This is a genomic window from Mucilaginibacter sp. P5_A4 (assembly GCF_056400605.1).
The window spans coordinates 1-21,692 of the sequence record NZ_JBFUKX010000050.1; the positions used below are offsets into that span (position 1 = coordinate 1).

At 42.5% G+C, this 21,692-nt stretch carries 15 protein-coding genes and 1 pseudogene; 11 read left to right on the plus strand and 5 right to left on the minus strand.

The annotated features are described in order from the left end of the window. A pseudogene (locus AC1DQW_RS22835) lies at positions 1 to 213 on the minus strand (glucosamine-6-phosphate deaminase); the annotation flags it as partial. 676 nt (positions 214 to 889) lie between these two features. Between AC1DQW_RS22835 and AC1DQW_RS22840 the strand changes: the two are divergent. The 5 genes from AC1DQW_RS22840 (at position 890) to AC1DQW_RS22860 (ending at position 8,241) form a co-directional block, all read left to right on the plus strand. Continuing rightward, positions 890 to 1,441, plus strand: a complete 552-nt coding sequence (locus AC1DQW_RS22840; protein ID WP_477456173.1) for an adenylyl-sulfate kinase — start codon at positions 890 to 892, stop codon at positions 1,439 to 1,441. Positions 1,442 to 1,477: 36 nt separating this feature from the next. Then, positions 1,478 to 2,308: a sulfotransferase gene (locus AC1DQW_RS22845; RefSeq protein WP_477456174.1), complete on the plus strand. Its 831-nt coding sequence runs from the start codon at positions 1,478 to 1,480 to the stop codon at positions 2,306 to 2,308. A 165-nt stretch (positions 2,309 to 2,473) separates the two neighbouring features. Then, entirely contained in the window at positions 2,474 to 5,296 is a 2,823-nt protein-coding gene (locus AC1DQW_RS22850; protein ID WP_477456175.1) for a DNA gyrase/topoisomerase IV subunit A, read from the plus strand. Positions 5,297 to 5,360: 64 nt separating this feature from the next. Continuing rightward, positions 5,361 to 7,190: a beta-galactosidase gene (locus tag AC1DQW_RS22855; protein WP_477456176.1), complete on the plus strand. Its 1,830-nt coding sequence runs from the start codon at positions 5,361 to 5,363 to the stop codon at positions 7,188 to 7,190. Between the two features lie 280 nt (positions 7,191 to 7,470). Next, positions 7,471 to 8,241 (plus strand): PLDc N-terminal domain-containing protein, encoded by a 771-nt coding sequence (locus tag AC1DQW_RS22860; RefSeq protein ID WP_477456177.1) that lies wholly within the window; start codon positions 7,471 to 7,473, stop codon positions 8,239 to 8,241. A 293-nt stretch (positions 8,242 to 8,534) separates the two neighbouring features. On the opposite strand, the gene AC1DQW_RS22865 is transcribed toward AC1DQW_RS22860, so the two are convergent. The 3 genes from AC1DQW_RS22865 to AC1DQW_RS22875 form a co-directional block, all read right to left on the minus strand. Then, positions 8,535 to 9,401, minus strand: a complete 867-nt coding sequence (locus AC1DQW_RS22865; RefSeq protein WP_477456178.1) for an aldose 1-epimerase family protein — start codon at positions 9,399 to 9,401, stop codon at positions 8,535 to 8,537. Between the two features lie 144 nt (positions 9,402 to 9,545). Beyond that, positions 9,546 to 11,993 carry a bifunctional YncE family protein/alkaline phosphatase family protein gene (locus AC1DQW_RS22870; protein ID WP_477456179.1) on the minus strand — a complete coding sequence of 816 codons (2,448 nt, stop codon included), beginning with the start codon at positions 11,991 to 11,993 and terminating at the stop codon, positions 9,546 to 9,548. Between the two features lie 119 nt (positions 11,994 to 12,112). Further along, entirely contained in the window at positions 12,113 to 13,594 is a 1,482-nt protein-coding gene (locus AC1DQW_RS22875) for a glycine--tRNA ligase (RefSeq protein ID WP_477456180.1), read from the minus strand. 414 nt (positions 13,595 to 14,008) lie between these two features. Here AC1DQW_RS22875 and AC1DQW_RS22880 point away from each other — a divergent pair, with 414 nt between their 5' ends. The 4 genes from AC1DQW_RS22880 to AC1DQW_RS22895 all read left to right on the plus strand — a co-directional run bounded on the left by AC1DQW_RS22880 (position 14,009) and on the right by AC1DQW_RS22895 (position 17,268). Beyond that, positions 14,009 to 14,677: a flavodoxin reductase gene (locus AC1DQW_RS22880; protein WP_477456181.1), complete on the plus strand. Its 669-nt coding sequence runs from the start codon at positions 14,009 to 14,011 to the stop codon at positions 14,675 to 14,677. 224 nt (positions 14,678 to 14,901) lie between these two features. Continuing rightward, the gene (locus AC1DQW_RS22885) at positions 14,902 to 15,606 is read left to right on the plus strand and encodes an ATP-binding cassette domain-containing protein (RefSeq protein WP_477456182.1); all 705 of its coding nucleotides are present in this window, start codon (positions 14,902 to 14,904) and stop codon (positions 15,604 to 15,606) included. Positions 15,607 to 15,664: 58 nt separating this feature from the next. Then, positions 15,665 to 16,309, plus strand: a complete 645-nt coding sequence (locus AC1DQW_RS22890) for a hypothetical protein (protein WP_477456183.1) — start codon at positions 15,665 to 15,667, stop codon at positions 16,307 to 16,309. Between the two features lie 359 nt (positions 16,310 to 16,668). Beyond that, entirely contained in the window at positions 16,669 to 17,268 is a 600-nt protein-coding gene (locus AC1DQW_RS22895) for a hypothetical protein (RefSeq protein ID WP_477456184.1), read from the plus strand. A gap of 65 nt (positions 17,269 to 17,333) precedes the next feature. Here AC1DQW_RS22895 and AC1DQW_RS22900 read toward each other — a convergent pair whose 3' ends face one another. Then, complete coding sequence (locus AC1DQW_RS22900; protein WP_477456185.1) at positions 17,334 to 18,332, minus strand: helix-turn-helix domain-containing protein; 999 nt, start codon at positions 18,330 to 18,332, stop codon at positions 17,334 to 17,336. 285 nt (positions 18,333 to 18,617) lie between these two features. On the opposite strand from AC1DQW_RS22900, the gene AC1DQW_RS22905 reads away from it, so the two are divergent. Beyond that, positions 18,618 to 19,115, plus strand: a complete 498-nt coding sequence (locus tag AC1DQW_RS22905) for a hypothetical protein (protein ID WP_477456186.1) — start codon at positions 18,618 to 18,620, stop codon at positions 19,113 to 19,115. Between the two features lie 164 nt (positions 19,116 to 19,279). Continuing rightward, positions 19,280 to 21,676, plus strand: a complete 2,397-nt coding sequence (gene gldG, locus AC1DQW_RS22910) for a gliding motility-associated ABC transporter substrate-binding protein GldG (RefSeq protein ID WP_477456187.1) — start codon at positions 19,280 to 19,282, stop codon at positions 21,674 to 21,676. Positions 21,677 to 21,692: the final 16 nt, after the last annotated feature.

A 21,692-nucleotide genomic window follows, 5' to 3' on the forward strand; every position in this document is an offset into this window, starting at 1 on the left:
TTCCTTGTGCAGGCGCACCAGTTCGGCATAAACCCCGATGGGGGTAACACCGGTAGCCAAACCAAGCACGGCTTTTTCGCCTTTGCTTTGTTTGTCGCGGATCAGCTTTGCTATCCGGCCAGCTACTGCAATTGAAGCTTCCTGCTGGTTGCTATAAACACTTACCGGCAGTTTCTCGTACCGGGTCTCTTCCAATAAATTTAATCGGGCCATAATTTTTTAAAGAACCTTTGTTATATATATGTTGAATTAAAAAGCTACAATACAAAAAACCCCCGCCGAAGCGAGGATTCTATCAAACCAATTAACAAAACTGTTTTAACCTCACCGACATAAGGCTAAAAAAAATTCCATTTAATAACATGTTGTGCATTACTCTACAAACATAATAAAACTAATTTTTAAATAAAAGAACTTTTTAAATTATTTTAATAAGTTAATTTGATGTTTCCAACAGGTTAAGTTTAAATAAAAAAAGAGCTCCTGATGGGCAGGAACTCTAATTTAACCAATTATAAAACATAAATATGAGAAGAGAATAGATGCAGGGGATGGAATCGAACCATCCGCTTGCTGCCAGGTCAGCGCCCTGCGTTATAGCTATTAATGAACCCCATTTATAAACTATCTGCTGCAAATATATAATTAATTCTATTATGTCTATGTATTTAGTAGTATAAAATTAAATTTATTTTTCTTCACACAAATGAGTGCCTGCTCAAAATCGTCGTCTACGGTTTTAACACGTTCGTCGATACAAAACTATTCTCTGTCGATACACGGTTTGTTAACTACAATTTAAGCCGAAAACTCGCCGTTAAGCTGGTAATTAATTAAAAGTTTAATATGCCAGCTGGCTTAACATTTGCCAGCTCTAAAGTTAGTTTTTATGATTATACTGCTTTGTGGATTATCCGGTGCCGGTAAAACAACCCTTGCTATAAAAGTTAAAGAATGGCTTGGCCGTGCCGAAATTTTAACAGCGGTAATTGATGCCGACGAGTATAGAGGGGAATTTTTTCCTGATCTTAAATATTCAAAAGAAGATCGTTTTGAAAACATCAGGCGGCTGGGTTTTATAGCAAATAAATTCAGCGCGCTGGGTATTGTTACCATCATTAGCGCTATAACGCCTTATGAAGCTATGCGCCAGGGTTTGGTTAATACTTATAATGATGTTAAAGTAGTGCATGTAGATTGCCCGATGAGCGTTTTAATGCTTCGCGATACCAAAGGGTTATACCACAGAGCGCAACTGCCCCAGGGCCATCCCCAGCGGTTGTGTAACCTAACAGGGGTAAATGATCCCTTCGAGGTGCCGCCAGCCCCCGACCTGTATATCAATACTTATACTTATGATATTGCCAAATGCACAGACAGGCTCTTCGCCTTTATAGAATATCAGCACTTTTTATCAGGCCAAAAATCCGTTGCTTGTTAAATGCCACCCGGTTAAATCACAATTAAACTAACACTCATGCAACATCAAACGTTAATTATTGCGGGTATGCACCGCTCAGGAACATCACTAATAACAAACTGGCTTAGTCGCTGCGGATTGGAAATAGGTGAGCGCCTTGCCGCCGGCAATGCCGGAAATACTGAGGGGCATTTTGAAGATGTTGAATTTTTAAAACTTCACGAAGAGATCCTGAATAATAACAGTTTGGAGATATCGGGCCTGGTGGATGCAAAAAAAATAGAGATGTCGCCATACCAGTTGGGTAAATTACAAAGTATTATCAACATAAAACAACATTTATATGAACAATGGGGATGGAAGGACCCGCGCACCTGTTTGTTCCTGGATACCTACTCTGCATTATTGCCCGAGGCTAAATATCTTGTAATTATACGCGATTACCAGTCGGTAATAAATTCGCTGTTAAAAAGGGAATTTGCCTATATTGATAAAAGATACCTGGCCCGTAATTATTTTTCGAGGTTGGCATGGACCCGTTTGAGGCGTAAGCGCCGGGAAGAAAAGTTTTATGCCGAACATGCCGAAACTTTTTTAAAGGTTTGGTTAAATTATAACGAGGAGATCCTGAGAACCCTCAAGAGGCTATCGGCAGATGATTACCTGGTTATTAATTATGAATTGCTGTTAAAGAAAGACAAGCAGGTGATAAATTTTTTAAGGGATAACTGGAAGCTTAATTTAAGTTATTTTGATTTTAGCCAGGTATACAAAGACGGCCTGATGAGTAGCGCCAATGATATTGAACGCTTTGTGCCTACCAAAAACCTGCTTATTAAGGCGCAATATCTGCAGCTGCGTTTAAATCATTTTGTGAGATTGGGGTAGGGATTAGATGTGCAGATGATTTTGTCAGAACCGGAATTTTTCGAATTTGTAGAATTCTTAGAATTTTGAAATTCTGTCAATTCGATGAATTCGAAAAATTCCGGTTCAGAAAACAATCTGCACATTAATTTTTATCTTTACCCATCCAAAAGTTTTTAGCACATAATGAGTGAAGATCTGAATCAAAATGAGATGCCAGCCGATGACAACGAAGTATTACATAACGTTACCTCACTCGACGGTTTATACGAAAACTGGTTTCTTGATTATGCCTCTTACGTAATTCTTGATCGTGCCGTACCACACATTAATGATGGTTTAAAGCCGGTACAGCGCCGTATCCTGCATTCCCTAAAGGAGATGGACGACGGGCGTTTTAATAAGGCAGCCAACGTAATTGGTAACACCATGAAATATCACCCGCATGGTGACGCGTCTATTGGTGACGCCATGGTGCAGATAGGACAGAAGAACCTGCTGATTGATTGCCAGGGAAACTGGGGCGACCCCGTAACCGGCGACTCGGCAGCCGCTCCGCGTTATATCGAAGCGCGTTTATCCAAATTTGCGCTTGATGTTGTTTTTAATGCCGACACCACCGTTTGGCAGGCCAGCTATGATGGTCGTAACAAAGAGCCTATTACGCTGCCTGTAAAATTCCCTTTACTGCTGGCCCAGGGAGCCGAAGGTATTGCGGTAGGTTTGGCCACCAAAATATTACCGCATAATTTTATTGAGCTGATAGATGCATCGATAGCTGTATTAAAAGGCGAACGGCCCAACTTATTACCCGATTTCCCTACGGGAGGTATGGCCGATGCTTCGGCTTATAACGAGGGACAGCGTGGGGGTAAGATAAGGGTACGGGCCAAAATTGTGGAACGTGATAAAAAAACGCTGGCCATTACCGAAATCCCTTTCAGCACCACAACAGGAAGTTTAATTGATAGTGTAATATCGGCCAACGATAAGGGTAAGATCAAGATTAAAAAGATTGAAGATAATACCGCGCAAAATGTGGAGATCATTATTCACCTGGCGCCGGGTATCTCACCAGATGTAACCATCGATGCGCTTTATGCCTTTACCGATTGCGAAGTTTCTATATCACCGAATACTTGCGTAATCCAGTCTGACAAGCCGCGCTTTATGAGCGTGAATGACATGCTTACCGAAAGTACGTTTTTCACCAAAGAGCTGCTTAAACAGGAGCTGGAGATCAGGCTGAAGGAACTGATGGAGAAGATCTTCTTCAGTTCACTGCTTAAAATATTTATCCAGGAAGGGATGTACAAACACCCCGACTATGAAAGCTCCGGTAATTTTGAAACGGTGCTGGAAGTGCTGAACCGCTTGTTTGAGCCTTTCTTTCCGCAGTTTTACAGGACTATAGTGCCCGAGGATTATAAAAAACTGATAGATAAGCCTATGAGCAGCATCACCCGCTTTGATGTTAAAAAAGCGGATGAGCAGATGAAGGCGCTTGAAAACGAAATAAAACAGGTAAAGCATCACCTTAAACACCTTACCGATTATACCATAGCCTGGTTTGAAAAACTGAGGGAAAAGTATGGCAAGGACAGGCACCGTAAAACCGAACTGCGCACCTTTGATAAGGTAGAGGCGGCACAGGTGGCATTAGCCAACGTGAAACTCTACGTAAATAAAATAGACGGCTTTATTGGCAGCGGACTTAAGAAGGATGAGTTTGTGGGCGATTGCTCGGATATCGACGAGATCATCGTTTTTCGTGCCGATGGGCGCTGCCTGATAACCAAGGTACAGGATAAGGTTTTTGTGGGTAAGGAGATCATCCATGTAGCCGTGTTTAAAAAGAACGACGAACGTACCGTATACAACATGATCTACAAGGATGGCGAAAGCGGCATCAGTTATATCAAGCGCTTCTCGGTAGTAGGCGTAACCCGCGATAAGGAGTACGACCTGACCAAAGGCACAAAAGGTACCAGAGTATTATACTTTACCGCTAACCCTAATGGCGAGGCCGAAGTGGTTAATGTGCAGCTTAAACCGCATTCCAAACTTAAAAAACTACAGTTTGATGAGGACTTTGCCATGATAGCCATCAAAGGCCGTGGCTCGATGGGGAATATCATTACCAAATACCCTGTTAAAAAGATTCTGCTTAAGAGCAAAGGTGTATCTACCCTGGCCGGAAGAAAAATATGGTACGACGAAACTTTAAAACGTTTGAATGCCGACGGCAGGGGCAAATACCTGGGCGAATTTGATGGGGACGACCGCATTTTGAACGTGTTGAGCAACGGAATATATGAGCTTACCAATTTCGATCTGAATAATCATTTTGATGATAAAATGATCCTGATTGAGAAGTACGATCCTAAAAAAGTTTTTTCGGTTATCCACCTCGATGGTAAATCGAAGAACTATATGGTTAAGCGTTTTACTTTCGAGAGCATTGCCGTTGGTAAACAGGTAAGCATCATCAGCGATGAACCGGGATCAAAGCTTGTTCATATAGCTAAAGCAAACCAAACGGTTAAAATAGTGCAGCTGAAAGGCAAAGAACAAACCCCGGAAACTATTGAAGTAAACCTTGCCGACCTGATAGATGTGAAAGGTATGAAGGCCATGGGTAACCGCCTGTCGCAATTGCCAATAAAATATGTTGAGCTGATAGCTACAGACGAAACTGTTGAAGAACCCGTTGAGGAAGAACAGGAAAGCGAAGTAGAAGAATCAGATGAAATTACAGCGGAGGCTGATGAATCTGAACCTGAAGCGGAAACTGTATCAGTGAAATCAGAAGCCCCATCAGTGGGATCATCCCCCAAATCGGTAGAATCTCCAAAAGAAGAACCGCCAAAGACAGAATCAGTGAAATCACCGGAATCTGAATCAGCGGAACCGACAGAAACTCCAAAGCCACCCAAAAGGATAGACTTCGAGATCACCAATCCTGATGATATCGACATTGACGATAAAGGTCAGTTAGGGTTATTTTAATATTCAAAGCCATCCGCAACTGCAGTTCCGGGTGGCTTTTTACTCATACAACAATTTACTACAAATGAAAAAAATCATTACCTGCCTTTTACTTTTGGCGACTTTTACATCATTAAACGCCCAAACCGCTAAACATACCTTTGCATTAGGCGATTCTGCCTTTATGCTTGATGGTAAACCCCTGCAATTAATCTCGGGCGAGATGCATTGCTACCGCGTACCCCGCGAATACTGGCGCTCCCGCATGAAAATGGCAAAAGCCATGGGCCTTAACACCATTGGTACCTATGTTTTCTGGAATGCGCATGAGCCGGTACAGGGTACCTATGACTTTACGGGTAATAATGATATTGCCGAGTTTGTTAAAATTGCTAAAGAAGAAGGTCTTTGGGTAGTAATGCGCCCAAGTCCGTATGCTTGCGCCGAGTGGGAATTTGGCGGCTACCCCTGGTGGTTGTTAAAGGATAAAGATTTGAAGGTGCGCGGTAAGGATCCTAAATTTTTACAGGCCTACAAAAACTATGTGATGCAGGTGGGTAAGCAGCTTAGCCCGTACCTGGTTACCCATGGCGGTAATATTTTGATGGTACAGATAGAGAACGAATACGGCTCATACAGTAACGATAAGGAGTACCTTGATATTAACCGCAAGATTTTCCGTGAGGCAGGTTTTGACGGCGAGTTATTTACATGCGATGGTGCTTCGCAAATGCCTGCCGGGTATTTGCCGGGCTATTTGCCCGCGGTAAATGGTTCGGATAATCCTAAAGAAGTAAAAGCCCTTATCAATAAATACCATGATGGTAAAGGCCCCTATTATATTGCCGAGTGGTACCCCGGCTGGTTTGATAGCTGGGGTGGCAGGCACGCTACTACAAAGGCAGATGAAGATGCCAAAAAGCTTGATGTGGTTTTGTCGGCAGGGATCTCTATTAACATGTATATGTTTCATGGCGGTACAACCAGGGATTTCATGAACGGGGCCAATATGAGTAAAAGCGATCCGTACTCGCCGCAAACATCCAGCTATGATTATGATGCGCCGCTGGATGAATCGGGCAATCCTACAGCAAAGTTTTACAAGTTTCGTGAGGTGATACAAAAGCATTTGCCCGCCGGTACAACCTTGCCGCCGGTACCTGCAACTAATAAAACTATTGCTATTCCTAATATCAGTCTGGCGGTTGCTGCTCCTTTGTTTGCTAATTTGGGTAAACCGGTTGTATCTGGCAAACCACTTTGTTTTGAAGATCTTGACCAGGGATATGGCTTTGTTCTTTACAGAACCACACTGCAAAATGCAGCCAGTGGTTTGTTAAAAATTAGGGAGATGCGGGATTATGCAACGGTTTATTTAAATGGCAAACGCATCAGCATTTTAGACAGGCACCTTCGCCAGGATTCGTTACAGTTAGATAATGCCAAAAAAGGGGATGTTTTAGATATCCTGGTTGAAAATAATGGACGCATCAATTACGGGGCGTATTTAACCGATAACCGCCAGGGTATAACGGAAAAAGTTACTTTGAATGATAAGGAACTTTTAGGTTGGAAAATGTATAAGTTTCCTTTTACAAATACCGGCGGTTTTAAATACGCTGCCAACAAAGATACTAATGCACCTAAACCAGCCTTATATAAAGGAACATTTACTCTTACCAAAACCGGCGATACCTATCTTGATATGCACGGTTATGGTAAAGGCTTTGTGTTTTTAAACGGCCGTAATTTGGGTAAATACTGGAACATTGGTCCGCAGCAAACGTTATATATCCCTGCCGGCTGGCTTAAAAAAGGATTGAACGAGGTAGTTGTTTTTGATGAGTTGAAAAGCAGCCACACCAAAATTGCCGCGCTTGATCATCCTATATTAAATGAATTTGTAAAAGATTAAGGGGCTGTTTAAAAATAGATAAATAGATACAAAAAAACCTTTTTGTCATCCTGAACGGAGTGAAGGATCTATTATTCGCCATGCTTCTTCGCCTTGTGCAGTCTGCGAATAGATCCTTCACTCCGTTCAGGATGACAAATCTTTGGATATGTGTTTTCACGGACGCATAAAAACATTATTGGATTAAATTTAAACAGCTCTAATATTTACAAAAAAAAGTACCGTGCTAAACGGTACTTTTTTTATTTTTGAATATAATATCCTAATCTCTTTTTACAATATGAACATGCTTTTTGGCGGCGGTGGCAGCTATTATTACATCATCCTTATTTTAGAGGCTTTTTGCATTATTCATTGCCTGCGCAGGGGTACGCAGCAAAAGTGGCTTTGGATGCTTATTATACTACCTGGTATAGGCTGCCTGGTTTATATCTATTCGGAAATATTAACTAACCGCTCGGCCATGCGGGTGCCTAAAATTGATGTAGGCGCTGTGCTTAATCCCGGCGCTAAACTCAAAAAACTGGAAGACGAACTTCGCTTTACCGATACCTTTGCCAACAAAGTAAAACTGGCCGATGCCTACCTTGATGCCGGTTATACCGATAAAGCTGTTGAACTATACCAGGCCAGCCTCACCGGCGCCTTTGCTGAGAACGAGCATGTAATGGCCCAGCTTATTATTGCCTATTTTGAGCAGGAACTGTATGGAGAGATTATCCCCATAGCCAAAAAACTGTACAAGCTGCCCCAGTTTGCCCGCTCAAAAGCCCACATACGGTATGCCATGGCGTTAGAAAATACAGGTCAGGCTGAATTAGCCGAAAACGAATTTAAGGCTATGAAAGGCCGCTACGCTTACTTTGAACCCCGTTATCAATACGGTTTGTTTTTGGTAAGACAAGACAGAGATCAGGATGCTTACCAGGTATTTACCGATATCCTGAACGAAGTACCACAACTAAGCGCAATGGAACGTAAAGCCAACCGCGCTTGGTTTGCTAAAGCAAAGGATGAAGTAAAGAAGCTATCGGTACAAAAAACGGCTTGAGGATGACGTGTTGGGTTTAGGGGCTCACACCCATGTCATTGCGAGCGCAGCGCGGCAATCGCGAACTGTGCAGGTTCACCCTGTATAGCATGCGATTGCTTCGTTCCTCGCAATGACATAGATTGTATTAAAAATATACGCTGACAGTCAGTGACCTATAAACACGTCATTATAAGGCACGAAACAATCGCGAACTTTGCATATCCGCCTTTCAAGCGTGCGATTGCTTCGTGCAAATGACATGGTCGTCATTGAGTGTCCGTCCGTCCGCAGGTGTCCGTTACCTGGTGCTGTTACAAGCTTATAAAATACGGCGCCTCAAATACATGTCCGGCGTGTAGTTTTTGTATCGCTTCTTTTTTGCTGATGTCTTTTTGAGCACCTGCTGTATCGGCACAACCTAACCAGGGTTCAATACATACAAAGTCGGCGCCGGGTTTGGCCCAGATGCCCAGGTAATTATAATGAGGGAACTCCACTGATAAAGTTTGAGCGTGTTTATCACTTTTAATAGTCACCATTCTTGATGATAACTTTTTAAAAACCAATGCATCGGCATCAAAAAGGCTACGGGTTAAAAACAATTTATTGCCGGGCGTAGCTACCGGCTGACTTTCGCCGGTGAAAAAACCATCGCCCGATAAAAGCTCTGTTTCCAGGTGTTCGTCGGTTTCAAACTCTATGTAGTAATCCTCATATTTTTCGCCCTTGTTAAAGGGGATATTAAAGGCCGGATGTGCGCCTACCGAAAAGTATATGGTTTTTTTATCCAGGTTGATCACCTTGTAGGTTATCCTAAGTGAGTTATCAATGAGGGTATATAATACCTGGTAATCAAACTTGTAAGGATAAACATGCAGTGTTTTGTCGCAGTAAGGCAGCGAAAAGCTGGCCGAAACATCATCAGCATTCAGTAAAACAAATTCCGACTGCCGTGCAAAACCATGCCGGCCCATGGCATATTTTTGTCCATCAACCACAAGTTCGTTATCAATTAAGCCGCCTACCACCGGGAATAAATTTGGTGCGTGCCATGGCCAAACAGCAGCAGTATCCTGCCACATATGTTCAGTTCCGGTTGCCTTGTCAATTAATGAGCTTAGCTGGGCGCCCTTAGGGTCAATTGTTGCTATCAGGTATTCGTTTTCAATGGTGGTCATTGGTAATAATAATTTGTCTGAACCCGAATTTATGGATTTATGTGAATTTCACGAATTTTAATCTCAAAAGCATATATTTCCTAAATCAAAGAAGCAGGTAAATTCTTTAATCCGATGAAATCCGGTTCAGAAAACTTTAACAAATCAATCGTCGTCCTGTTCTTTTTTCTGCTCTAAAATTACAAAAGCGCTGCGTTTTGGTGCCGGCATAACGGAATTTTCGCCTTTAACAAACTTCCAGACCACCTCATTCAGGTCGATATCCGGCGTGGCATCCTCTTTGGCAAAGTTGAATAATTCAGATCGTTTGCTGCTTTCGTTTACCGCAATGTTACGCTGCTCCAGGTCAACCTGTGCCTGTTTAGCTATATAAGGCGTAAAATCGGGTTTGTTGGTAAAGCAATCATATAATGGCATAGCGGCGGCATCATACTGGCTCATTGGCGGCAGACCCAATATCAGCTCGATAGTACGCAATACCCCCGATGTAGAGTACATGCCATGGATAACAGCGTTGCGCTTTACATAAGGCCCGGCAACAAATACCGGCGAGCGGTGCGCATCAATATGGTCGGGCCCGTTTTGGGCGTCATCTTCCAATATAAACACTACCGATTCCTTCCAGATCGGGCTTTTTGCAAGATGTTCAATAAACTGGCCTATTGCCAGGTCGTTATCACCCACAGCGGCAGTTGGCGATATGGCTCCCTTTTTTTGCCCGCTGGTATGATCGTTGGAGATGCGTACACTGTTAAACCTTGGTACAGCATTTATAGTTAGCAGGGAATCGAAATCATGTGCCCAGATAGCTACCCGTTTAACATCCTTTACGCTCAGGTCGAATCCCGGTGCTTGTTTGCAGTAATGCCCTTCCAATGATTTTAGGTTGGCCCTGCCGGGGTTGCCATCGCTCACAAACTCACCGTAGGTGCGGTAACTTATGCCGGCACGTTTGCAGTAATCCCATATAAAGCCATCGCGCGGGTAGGCTGCTTTGCGGGTGCCCTCAAAATCATAATTACCACCACGGCCGCCATAACTGGTTGGCCAGGTTTTCTCCACAAAGTCGGTGGCATAGGCTGCTGTGCTCCAGTTGTGGCCATCGGCGCTTACTTCGGCATCTACATAAAAATTATCAAGCAAAACAAACTCGCTGGCTATGGCATGGTGGTTTGGGGTTGTTTTTTTACCGAAGATACACAACGAAGTATCACCGTTACCCTGCGGCATATCGCCTAAAACCTGGTCGTAAGTGCGGTTTTCTTTGATGATATAGAACACATATTTAATAGGCGATTTTTCGCCCATACGCCTCGGAATAGGGTTGCCCTGCTCGCCGGGAGCTGTTTTGGCAATTTTATTACTGAAAGGCGTATTGGCATAAACCTGTTTGGTATAGGCTTTAAGCTGGGTTATACCGGGCGTATTTATGAACGACAGTGTGCCTTTAAACAAGCCGCCAATGTACTGCTCACGGCTGTTAATGGCCCCCTGCTTGTAACCGCTGTTATCGGTTTTAAGCAAGGGCTGGGGGCCTTTGGGGTTGGGCATTGATGTAAAACCTTTGCCATTGGCCACCAGTATTTTTTTACCCAGCATTTTTACATTGGTAGGGTACCAGCCCACGGGGATAAAACCCATGCTGCGGCTGCTGCCAGGTTTTGATACATCAAATACGGCCAGGCAATTATTATCGGCATTGGCTATGTACAGCGTTTTTTGATCGGTAGATAAAGCCAGTCCGTTGGTTGTAGAGCCTGTTAAATGGGTTGGGTATAAGGCTGTTGCAATGGTCTCAATTATTTTATGATTGGCCGTGTTCACTACCGAAACCGAATTATCATTGGCATTGGCCACAAAAAGGTAATTGCCTTTTTTATTCAAAAGCAGCTCATTAGGGTGGCTTTCGGTTTTTATGGTGCCCAGGGTTTGTGTTGCAATATTGTAAAAGCCCAGCTCATCGCCGCCCCATAAAGAAATGTACAGCGTTTTTTCATCGGGCGACAGGATGCAGCTATAGGCTTCGGATGGCAGTTTAACCTGCTTTACTATTTTTCTTTCGGCTGGGTCAATAATATACAGGGTACTATCTTCTTTGGTAACTGTGTATAAACGGGTATTGCTTTTGTTAAGGGTTATACCGGTTGGGCAAACTTTGCTTTTTGGCCATTTGTCGGCAGCAAGTTTAATGGTATCCGGCTTGCCAAGCTTATTATCATTTATATTGAAAACGTAGATCCAGTTATCATTACCGCCTGATGCGTAAAGCTTTTTTTCATCGTGACTAAAAGCAAGACCGTACCATGATTTGGCTACCACCTTTTCGTCGAGTAATTTCTCATTCTTTGGATCGATGAGTTGAACCGATTGGGTGCTTTGCCCGTTATTGGTAACCGCCAGCAGCCTGCCCGATGCCGAAAGCTGGATGTTCAACGGCAGATCGCCAAGTGGTAGTGATGTACCTGCCGGACTAAGCTTCCAACCATTAGGCAGCAATACCTGGCCTGTTTTGGCTATTTTACCCGGTGTTTGAGCATAGGTAGTTAATGAAGATGCTATTATAGCTAAGCAGATGAGTAGCTTTTGTTTCATGGTAATAATGATTGTAGTCAAAATTACATAATCATTTACCAATGATGTGCTTGTTAACAAAAACATAACAAGCAAAAACGGCCCGCTGATAGGCGGGCCGTTAAATTGTAATAGTTTTTTTACTTCAGCAAATTTCTCCAGCTAACCTGGTCGCCAATGATCTTGTCAAGATCGGCAGATGCTACGCGTTCCTGGGCCATGGTATCGCGGTAGCGGATGGTTACGGTGTCGTCTTCCAATGTCTGGTGATCTACGGTGATACAGAAAGGCGTGCCAATAGCATCCTGGCGGCGGTAGCGTTTACCAATAGCATCTTTTTCTTCGTATTGGATATTGAAATCTATCTTCAGCCTGTCCATAATTTCGCGGGCTTTCTCCGGTAAACCATCTTTTTTGGTGAGCGGGAAAATAGCGGCTTTAACCGGGGCAAGGCAAGGGTGCAGGTGCAGTACGGTACGGCTATCCTGTTTTTCTTCGGTGCTCAGGTCTTCTTCCTCAAAAGCGTTGATCATGGTTAGCAGGAACATCCTGTCTAACCCTATCGAGGTTTCAATTACGTAGGGGATATAGTTACCATAAGGCTTGCCTGTTTCCGGGTCAACCTCGGGGTCAAAGTACTGGAGTTTTTTGCCAGAGAATTTCTGGTGCTGGCTCAAATCAAAATCGGTACGGCTGTGAATCCCCTCTACCTCTTTAAAGCCGAATGGGAATTCAAACTCAATATCATAAGCGGCATCGGCGTAATGGGCCAGCTTTACATGCTCGTGGTAGCGGTATTTGGCAGCATCGGTACCAAGGGCAAGGTGCCATTTTAAGCGGGCTTCTTTCCATTGGTTAAACCACTCTTTTTGCGTGCCGGGGCGTACAAAGTATTGCATCTCCATTTGCTCAAACTCGCGCATACGGATGATGAACTGGCGGGCGATAACCTCGTTACGGAAAGCCTTACCTATCTGCGCTATACCGAAAGGGATTTTCATCCTGCCCGATTTTTGCACGTTCAAATAATTCACAAAAATACCCTGCGCGGTCTCCGGGCGAAGGTAGATCAGGTCGGCATCATCAGCAACGGCGCCCATCTGGGTGCTGAACATCAGGTTAAACTGGCGTACATCGGTCCAGTTGCGGGTACCGCTTACCGGGCAGGCAATTTCATGCTCAATAATGAGGTCTTTTAAACGAGGCAGATCTTCATTTTTAAGGGCCTCATCCATATCGTGTTGTAAAGCTTCCGCTTTATCAGTCTTGCCATCTTTATCGTAACGGTCTATCTTATCCTCCAAAAGCTGATCGGCACGGTAACGTTTTTTTGAATCTTTATTGTCGATCATCGGGTCGCTGAAACCATCAACGTGGCCGCTGGCTTTCCAGATCTTGGGGTGCATAAATATGGCACTATCGATACCAACAATGTTATCGTGCATTTGCACCATGGCTTTCCACCAGTAGGTTTTAATGTTGTTTTTTAATTCGGCACCATTCTGGCCGTAATCGTAAACTGCGCTTAAACCATCATAGATCTCGCTGGAAGGGAAAACAAAGCCATATTCTTTGGCGTGCGATATAACATTTTTAAAAAGTTCGTCGGTTGATTTGCTCATAATAGCTGCAAAGATACAATTTAGGCAGAAAGCAGAAAACGAAAGGTAAAAAGCAGGAAAATCGCTTTCAAAACTAAATTAAAACTTTCCCCATAGCGATGGATTTGAAACCTTGGGTGTATGAAAGATTTTTTACGGGGGATACTGTGTGTATTCATTTTTATATACCCAAAAGTGTTGCGTTCGCAACAGGTGAAACAGTGAAAAATGGTATCTGTCTAACAATCAATAAATTGTGAATTGTCATAAAATCAAAAACGCAATAGCAGCCCAAAAAGAGCGGTTTGAATAATACCTGCTTTAATTTAAAACTTTGATCCCACCGTGGAAAGTACATCCAAAATTTTGTGATTGATAAAACTTATTGGCAACTGGTTTATTCTAATAGTAACCATACTAACAGATAAAAAACCAATGGACCACATTATAAAGATCATCTCAACCCGATACGTAACCCATAATGTTAAACAATTCCGGCTGCAAAAGCCTGCCGGGTTTACTTTTACACCCGGGCAGGCAACGGAGCTGTCTATTAACCAGGATGGCTGGAAGGACAAAAAAAATCCCTTCACCTTTACCTGTCTTGTTGATGACCCTTACCTGGAGTTCACCATCAAAATATACCCTGATAGCGACGACGGCGTTACCAACCAGTTGAGCAAATTAAATATAGGCGACGAATTAATACTACGTGATGCCTGGGGCGCTATAGAATACAAAGGACAGGGGTACTTTATTGCCGGGGGTGCGGGGATAACCCCCTTTATAGCCATTTTAAGGCAGTTAAATAAGGATGATAAACTGGAAGGGAACGTGCTGTTCTTCTCCAACAAAACGGATGAGGATATCATTCTTGCCGATGAACTTAAACTGATGCTTGGCGATAATGCCCATTTTACAACCACGCAGCAAGAGGGCGGCGAGCATGATCACCGCCGGATTGATGCTGATTTTTTAAAAGCGGAAGTAAAGAATTTTAAAAAACACTTCTACGTTTGTGGCCCCGACCCAATGGTTGAAGAGCTAACCGAAACATTAACCAAATTAGGAGCCGATATTGATGCCGTTGTTTTTGAGAAATAGAGGATGGTGAATGGTGAGTAGTGAGCGGTGAGAAGTGAGAGGTGAGTAGTGAAAACGTGAGTGAACGGCGGCTGAAAGGTGATTGAAAAATGAGGAAATTGTGCGAGCAATTCCGGTTCAGGCAAAGCATTCACATTACAAGTAATTCCCAAATCGAAATTCCGATATCCGAAATTCTTCCGTCTCATATCTCATATCTCACATCTAAAATCTATTTTTACGCCATGAGTATCCGGGTAGAAACATTAACAAAAGTTTACGGCGAGCAAAAGGCGGTTGATGGCATCAGTTTTTCTGCCGGACCAGGTGTACTGGGTTTTTTGGGGCCTAATGGAGCGGGTAAATCAACCACCATGAAAATCCTTACCGGCTTTATTCCCCAAACATCGGGTACTGCATCCGTTTGTGGATTTGATGTGGTAAGCCAATCGCTTGATGTACGCAAACATATTGGTTACCTGCCCGAAAGTAACCCGCTTTACCTGGATATGTATGTAAAAGAGTCGCTGGCGTTTATTGCAGGTATCCACAAAATACAGGAGCCCGAAAAGCGCATAGCCGAAGTTATTGAACAAACCGGCCTTGGGCCCGAGCAGCATAAAAAAATTGGTCAGTTATCTAAAGGCTACCGCCAGCGGGTGGGGCTGGCACAAGCTATTATTCATAACCCGGATGTGCTGATACTGGATGAGCCAACCTCGGGACTTGACCCTAACCAACTTATCGGCATCCGCCAGTTAATTACCGATTTGGGTAAAACAAAAACCATCATCCTGTCCACCCATATTATGCAGGAAGTTGAAGCGGTTTGCGATAAGGTGATCATCATTAATAAAGGAAAAATAGTAGCCGATGATACCCTGCAGGGCCTGCGGAGTAAAAACGATAATGGCACACTCGAAAGTATTTTTATCAGCCTCACCAATTGATTAAAGTAAAATTTAATTTTTTTACTTTCGCCTAAAACTTAAACTCATTATCATAATCATGAAAAAAACTTTACTTGCATTATTTGTTTTAACATGCGCTGTTATTAGCGCCAACGCCCAATCCTTTAGAGGCGGTGCAGAACGTACACCCAGGTTTAGCGCTGGTTTTGGAAACGGAGCCACAATAGGGTCACACTACGGCGATTACCCCACAGCGGGCAGTGTAGATGTAAAGCTTGAATATCCTTTAGCGTCAAGCCCGGTAAGTATTACCGTTTCGGCGGCTTATCAGTTTTATGTATCAAAATATAGTTCCTTTTTTGGGTACAGCAGCTATAGCAGCAGCTATGGCAGTAGCTATAGGTCATTGGCATCATTTGCTCCCGTTATGTTAGGTGCCCGTGTATATGCCGGTAAACTGTTTTTTGAAGGTGCTGCCGGTGCCTCCTTTAACCTTAACTCCATCCACAGTAATTATACCGGCCAAACAGTGGCATTGGCGCTTTCGCCAGGTATTGGGTACGGCTTCAGGTTTGGCTCTTCCAGGAAATTTGGCCTGGATGTTAGCCTGGCTTATGAAACCCGTTTGGAAAGCAGCAAAAGTATCATTTATAATGATGGTATGGGTAATTCCTACGTTGACGGTGCTTATGGTAATTACAACCAGGTTGCCTGTCACGTGGCATTTAGTCTTGGTTTGTAAGCAATATAAAAAGGTATTGATAAGCCCTGGTATTTACATACCGTTTTTTTTTATGAAATACCTACAAGGCAGGGAAATCGCTTTTAAAAAGGAGGCACCTACGGAGCCAAGGTTAAGACACTTTTCACTATAAACACATAACTCCGCTGGAGTTGGAAATGGTTGGGGTGTGTCATTGACTCCATGGGAGTCGCGTGTTTATAGCGCAAGAAAACCCAAAAGCATGGCTCCGTAGGTGCCTCCTACTGGCTTTTAATTTTAAAGGCGGTTTCCCTGACTTACAAGCTGCATATTGTTTTAATTAAGTTGTAGCATTTGTAAACTTGCTAACGTAATGATTTAAAAAGCCTTATCCCAATATGAAGACTACCTTAGCCTTTGTAGTTTTAATTGGCGCTATACTTAGCGTTCGTGCACAAACAAACTACAGCACTCATCCGCGCTTAAGCGCAGGTTTAATTTATGGTGCAACAGTGGGCCCGGCATCTGATAATTATACTTATGCCAGCGGGTTTTTATTAAAGTATGAGTCACCCATTAAGTCTTCGCCGGTAAGCCTTACACTTACAACGGGTTATAGTTTTTTTATTCCCCAAACAAGGTACTTTTCTTATATTAATCCCGGCAATGGCAGTGGTACACATGTTAATTATTCGGCTGCAGCTTTTATCCCTTTAGAAATAGGTGCAAGGGTTTATGTTGCCAACAAGCTATATTTTGAGGGTAATATTGGAGCGTCATTAAATGTAAACTCACCCCATAAGTACTATACCAATAAAACCGTTGCATTACTGGTTTCGCCCAACCTGGGTTATTCTTTTCGCTTTGGCTCATCGGGTAAAACGGGCTTAGATTTAAGTATAGGCTACGAGAATCGTTTCGAGCGCGCGAGCTTAGATTATTACCAGGGGAGTTATGGCAGGTTTGCCCTAAGCGTGGCGTTTAGTTTGGGATTATAATAACATTAAGTTTTAACATATTGCCGTTGCAATATGTTGGTTTTTAAGCCCTGCGCATTCTGCTTTTATACAATATCCCTTGTTCGTTCATGAATTTTATTTCTAAGCACATTAAAAAACATACTCCTTTCTTTTTCGCCTACCAAACTGATGTGGGTTGATTTACTGATAATATTTTGGAGGTTTTTAAATGTATAATCACAAAAACTTTTATCCTGTGTACCCATAAAATTTAACCCGTTATGATTCAGAAAGGCGATTTGCCTATCGTCGCCCCGCACAAAAAGGGAATTATCACCAATAAGGCATTCATTGATGTAAATATGAAATGGTGCGCTGTTAGGCATATCAGGTTGTTTGTATATAAATTTTCGGCCTTTTTCGGCCTGCATCTCTACGTGGTTCAGTAATTCATCCAGTTGGGCATATACTTTCAGCAGGATATCCTTATTGGCAAAAATGTTTGTATGCCTGTAAAATTCAATTTGCCTTATCGTAACATGTATGCTTTCTTCGGTCCATATTTCGGTGGATGGTATTTGTGTATATAGTTTAATGATATCTTTTGCCGTTTCTTGTGCCTCCCCGTCGCCCTCTTCGCCAATAAATTGCTGCTTAGCCAGTTCGGGGTAACCCATAAGCGTGCGTTTCCAGAAAAAGAACTTAAATGCGCTTAGCTCAGGAAATTGCATGAAATAAAAGATAGATACGTCTTTGTTAAAAAAATAAACGTGGGGGTTTTGGATTGTTTTAAATAATGTGAGCGTATTTGCTAAGTCCTTAAGGTAATTATTAAACCCAAATGAAATTGGATCAACCTTATTGCCCGAGAAAATAACCGTATTGTTTTGTACCTGGAATAGCTGGTCGATAGAAACCTTGTACTTATTGCAAAGCACCTGTATTTCATCTAAGCTTATCGGTTTTTCGCCTCTTATACGGCGGTATGCACTATCGTTGCTAATGTTCAGCAGTTCTGCTATCTCATCCACAAACGAAAGATGGGAGGGGAGTTTTGATTTAATGTGATTAAAAAAAATCAGTTGTATATGGTTACTATCCATAATGCAGGTTATTACAGGATTTCTTTTTAGAAATTATTGATACACCACCGCATAATTATTAGTAAAAAATGGAGTAGCAGGTTATAATTAGCAATAAATGTAGTAATAATTGCAGCTGTTTTCAAAACTCTGTGTTACAGCTAATTAATTATTGCTATAAGATATATAGCTTGTCGGTTTTTCCATTTTAATAGGGCGTTTGAAGTATGTAGATTTACTAAAGATATCATTAGGGATATTAAACAAATCATTGTTAATATTTTAAATCTCGTAAAAGGAAATATCATGAAACCATTATTAATTGCAATAGCAGGCTTAGGTGGTTTGCTATGCTTGTGCAGCTGTAGTAAGCTGATCCATTCCCATGAACAGGTTATGGTAAGTTACCATACAAAAGATGCCGTTATGAAACAGTTTGGGCAGCCCGACGAAAAAAGAGAAGTAAATCACGTAACCGAATGGCTTTACAATTGTGATACATCCTCGGCCATTTATAGGTCAAAAACAAAAGTGGCAATCAACGGTACTTATAACACCGTTTATGGAAGCTTAGATCATAATACGGTGAATGTTACTCAGTTTACCCCCTATAAAAAATATGTAAAATTTACCTTCGATGAGCAGGGGAAGGTTTTAAACTGGGATTCAAATGGTATAAATTTTGCCGAGCGAAAAAAGAAACCCGGCGCTACAATTGCATTGGTAGTGGGCTCTGTAGCGGCGGCAACTCTTTTTGTTGTTAGTTTGATAGCTTTAGATGACTTTAGTAATTGGGGATATTGAGTTTTATTAAAAAACGCTAAAGTAAATATTATTACATAAGGCCCCGGTATTGTCTGCCGGGACATTATTTATTACCTCAATTTAAGTTTTGTAATTCAAAACATACAGCTTTGCTTTAGTATATTATTGTTGTAATTTCGGCGTTTCAGCATAAATATATAACAGTGCTTAGCATCCTACAAAAAGAAATAACATCATACCTCAGCTCGCTGGTAGCCTACGTTACCATTGGTGTGTTTTTACTGGTGTTAGGCTTATTCCTTTGGGTATTTCCCGATTCAAGCATATTAGATTATGGTTACGCCGGGCTCGAGAGCCTTTTCAGTACCGCGCCTTACCTTTTCATGTTCCTCATCCCGGCCATAACCATGAGGTCATTGGCCGAAGAACGTAAAGAAGGCACCTTTGAGCTGTTATTTACCCGCCCGTTGAAGGATTGGGAGATTGTAACCGGCAAATATCTGGCTTGCTTGCTCATTGTGCTTTTTGCGTTACTGCCCACATTAGTTTACTATTTTTCGGTAAGTACGCTGGGCACACCCCAGGGTAATGTTGATACGGGCGCGGTTATAGGTTCATACATCGGTTTGTTTTTGTTAGGGGCGGCATTTGCGGCTATCGGCTTGTTTGCCTCGTCCATCACCAAAAATCAGATCATTGCTTTTACTGTAGCGGTTTTCCTGTGTTTCTTTTTTTATAGTGGCTTTGATTCGCTGAGCCAGTTGTTATCCTTGCAGGAACTGGGCTTGCAAAGCCTGGGCATCACGCAACACTATCAATCGGTAAGCCGTGGCGTATTGGATACCCGCGACCTGGTTTACTTTATACTATTGGCAGGTTTATTTACCTGGTTAACATTATTTATCCTGATAAAACAGCGGCAAAAAAAATTACGCGGAACTATCATGCTAAGCCTGTTAGCCATATTTGTTTCATTGGGTGTATTATCTCAATATGCCTTTACCCGTTTTGATTTTACTACCGAGGAGCGTTTTACCATATCGCCAATAAGCAGGCAAATAATGGATAGCCTTCCAAAGCCGGTTAAGGTTACTGTTTATTTACAGGGCAGCGGCTTCCCGGCCGGGTTTAAACGCCTGCAGGGCGCTACTAAAGATATGTTAAGTGATCTGCAGGCCTATAGCCATGGCAAGCTGCAGTTTGAATTTGTTGATCCGCTGAAAGGTTTGAGTGAAGAACAGCAAAACAATGCGCTGCAAACTTTAACGGATAAAGGTTTAACCCCTCAAAGCTGGAGTTTTAAAACCGACGATGGGGTGATTCAGAAAGTGTTGGTTTCATCGGCTTTGGTTTCTTCCAACGGAAATGAGGTTGCTGTAAATTTATTACAACGTCGTATTGGTTTATCAGATGACGAGTCAATTAATAATTCAATTCAAAATTTGGAATATGCCTTTTCATCAGCCATAAAAAAAGCTGTAGCCAGTGGAAAACCTCTTATTGGTTTTACCGAAGGGCATCATGAGCTTTCAGATTTGCAATTGCATTATGCCATGGCCGACCTGGAGGATGGATACAAAGTGGGCAGAATTGACCTTACAACAATTCCGTTTTCGGTTCTGTTAAAATTAAAACTGCTGGTGATACCTAAACCCGATAAGAGATTTACCGAACTGGAAAAATTTAAGCTGGATCAATACATTATGCGCGGAGGCCGGGTATTGTGGACTATTGACCAGGTAAGTGCCGAATTGGACAGCCTGCGCGGGCATGGCGGCGAGCAACTGGCCTTTGCAAAACAATTGAACCTTGATGATCAGCTTTTTCGTTATGGTATACGCATTAATTATGACCTTATTGCCGATATGAGCTGCTCACCAATCCCCGTAAGCACCGGTAATGTTGGGGGGCAGGCCCAGATTCAGCTATTACCATGGCTGTTTAATCCATTATTTATGCCGGTATCCAAACACCCGGTAGTGAAAAACCTGGATGCCATCCACAGCGAATTTGTAAGTACTATCGATTTGCTTGAAACCAAAAACCTTAAAAAAACTATCCTGCTAACCTCATCTCCCTATAATAAAAAAATAAGCGCGCCACATATCCTGTCGTTACAAGCTTTGGAGCAGGAGCCAAATCCTAAGGATTTTCAGGGTACACCAAAAACGGTTGCCGTATTGTTAGAGGGTAAATTTATATCCGACTGGCGCAACCGCCCCTTGCCCGATAGCTTAAAAGAACCGGTGAGTATACAGCCAGAAAGTGTGCCCACCAAAATGATAGTAATAAGTGATGGCGATATTTTAAAGAACCAGGTAGGGAGTGATGGCTCGCCATTTCCGTTGGGATATGACCGTTATACGCAGCAAACCTATGGTAACAAAAACCTGCTGCTCAATATAGCCGATTATATGACCGATGATTCGGGCCTGATTGCATTGCGTACCAAGGAGATCAAGATCCGGTTGTTGAACCGTGCACGTATTCGTAACGAAAAATTGTACTGGCAACTGGTAAACACTGTTGGCCCGATTGCTTTAGTGTTAATATGTGCTATTTTTCAACATTATATCCGCAAGCGGAAGTATGCCCGTTAAATTTTATATTTTTGAT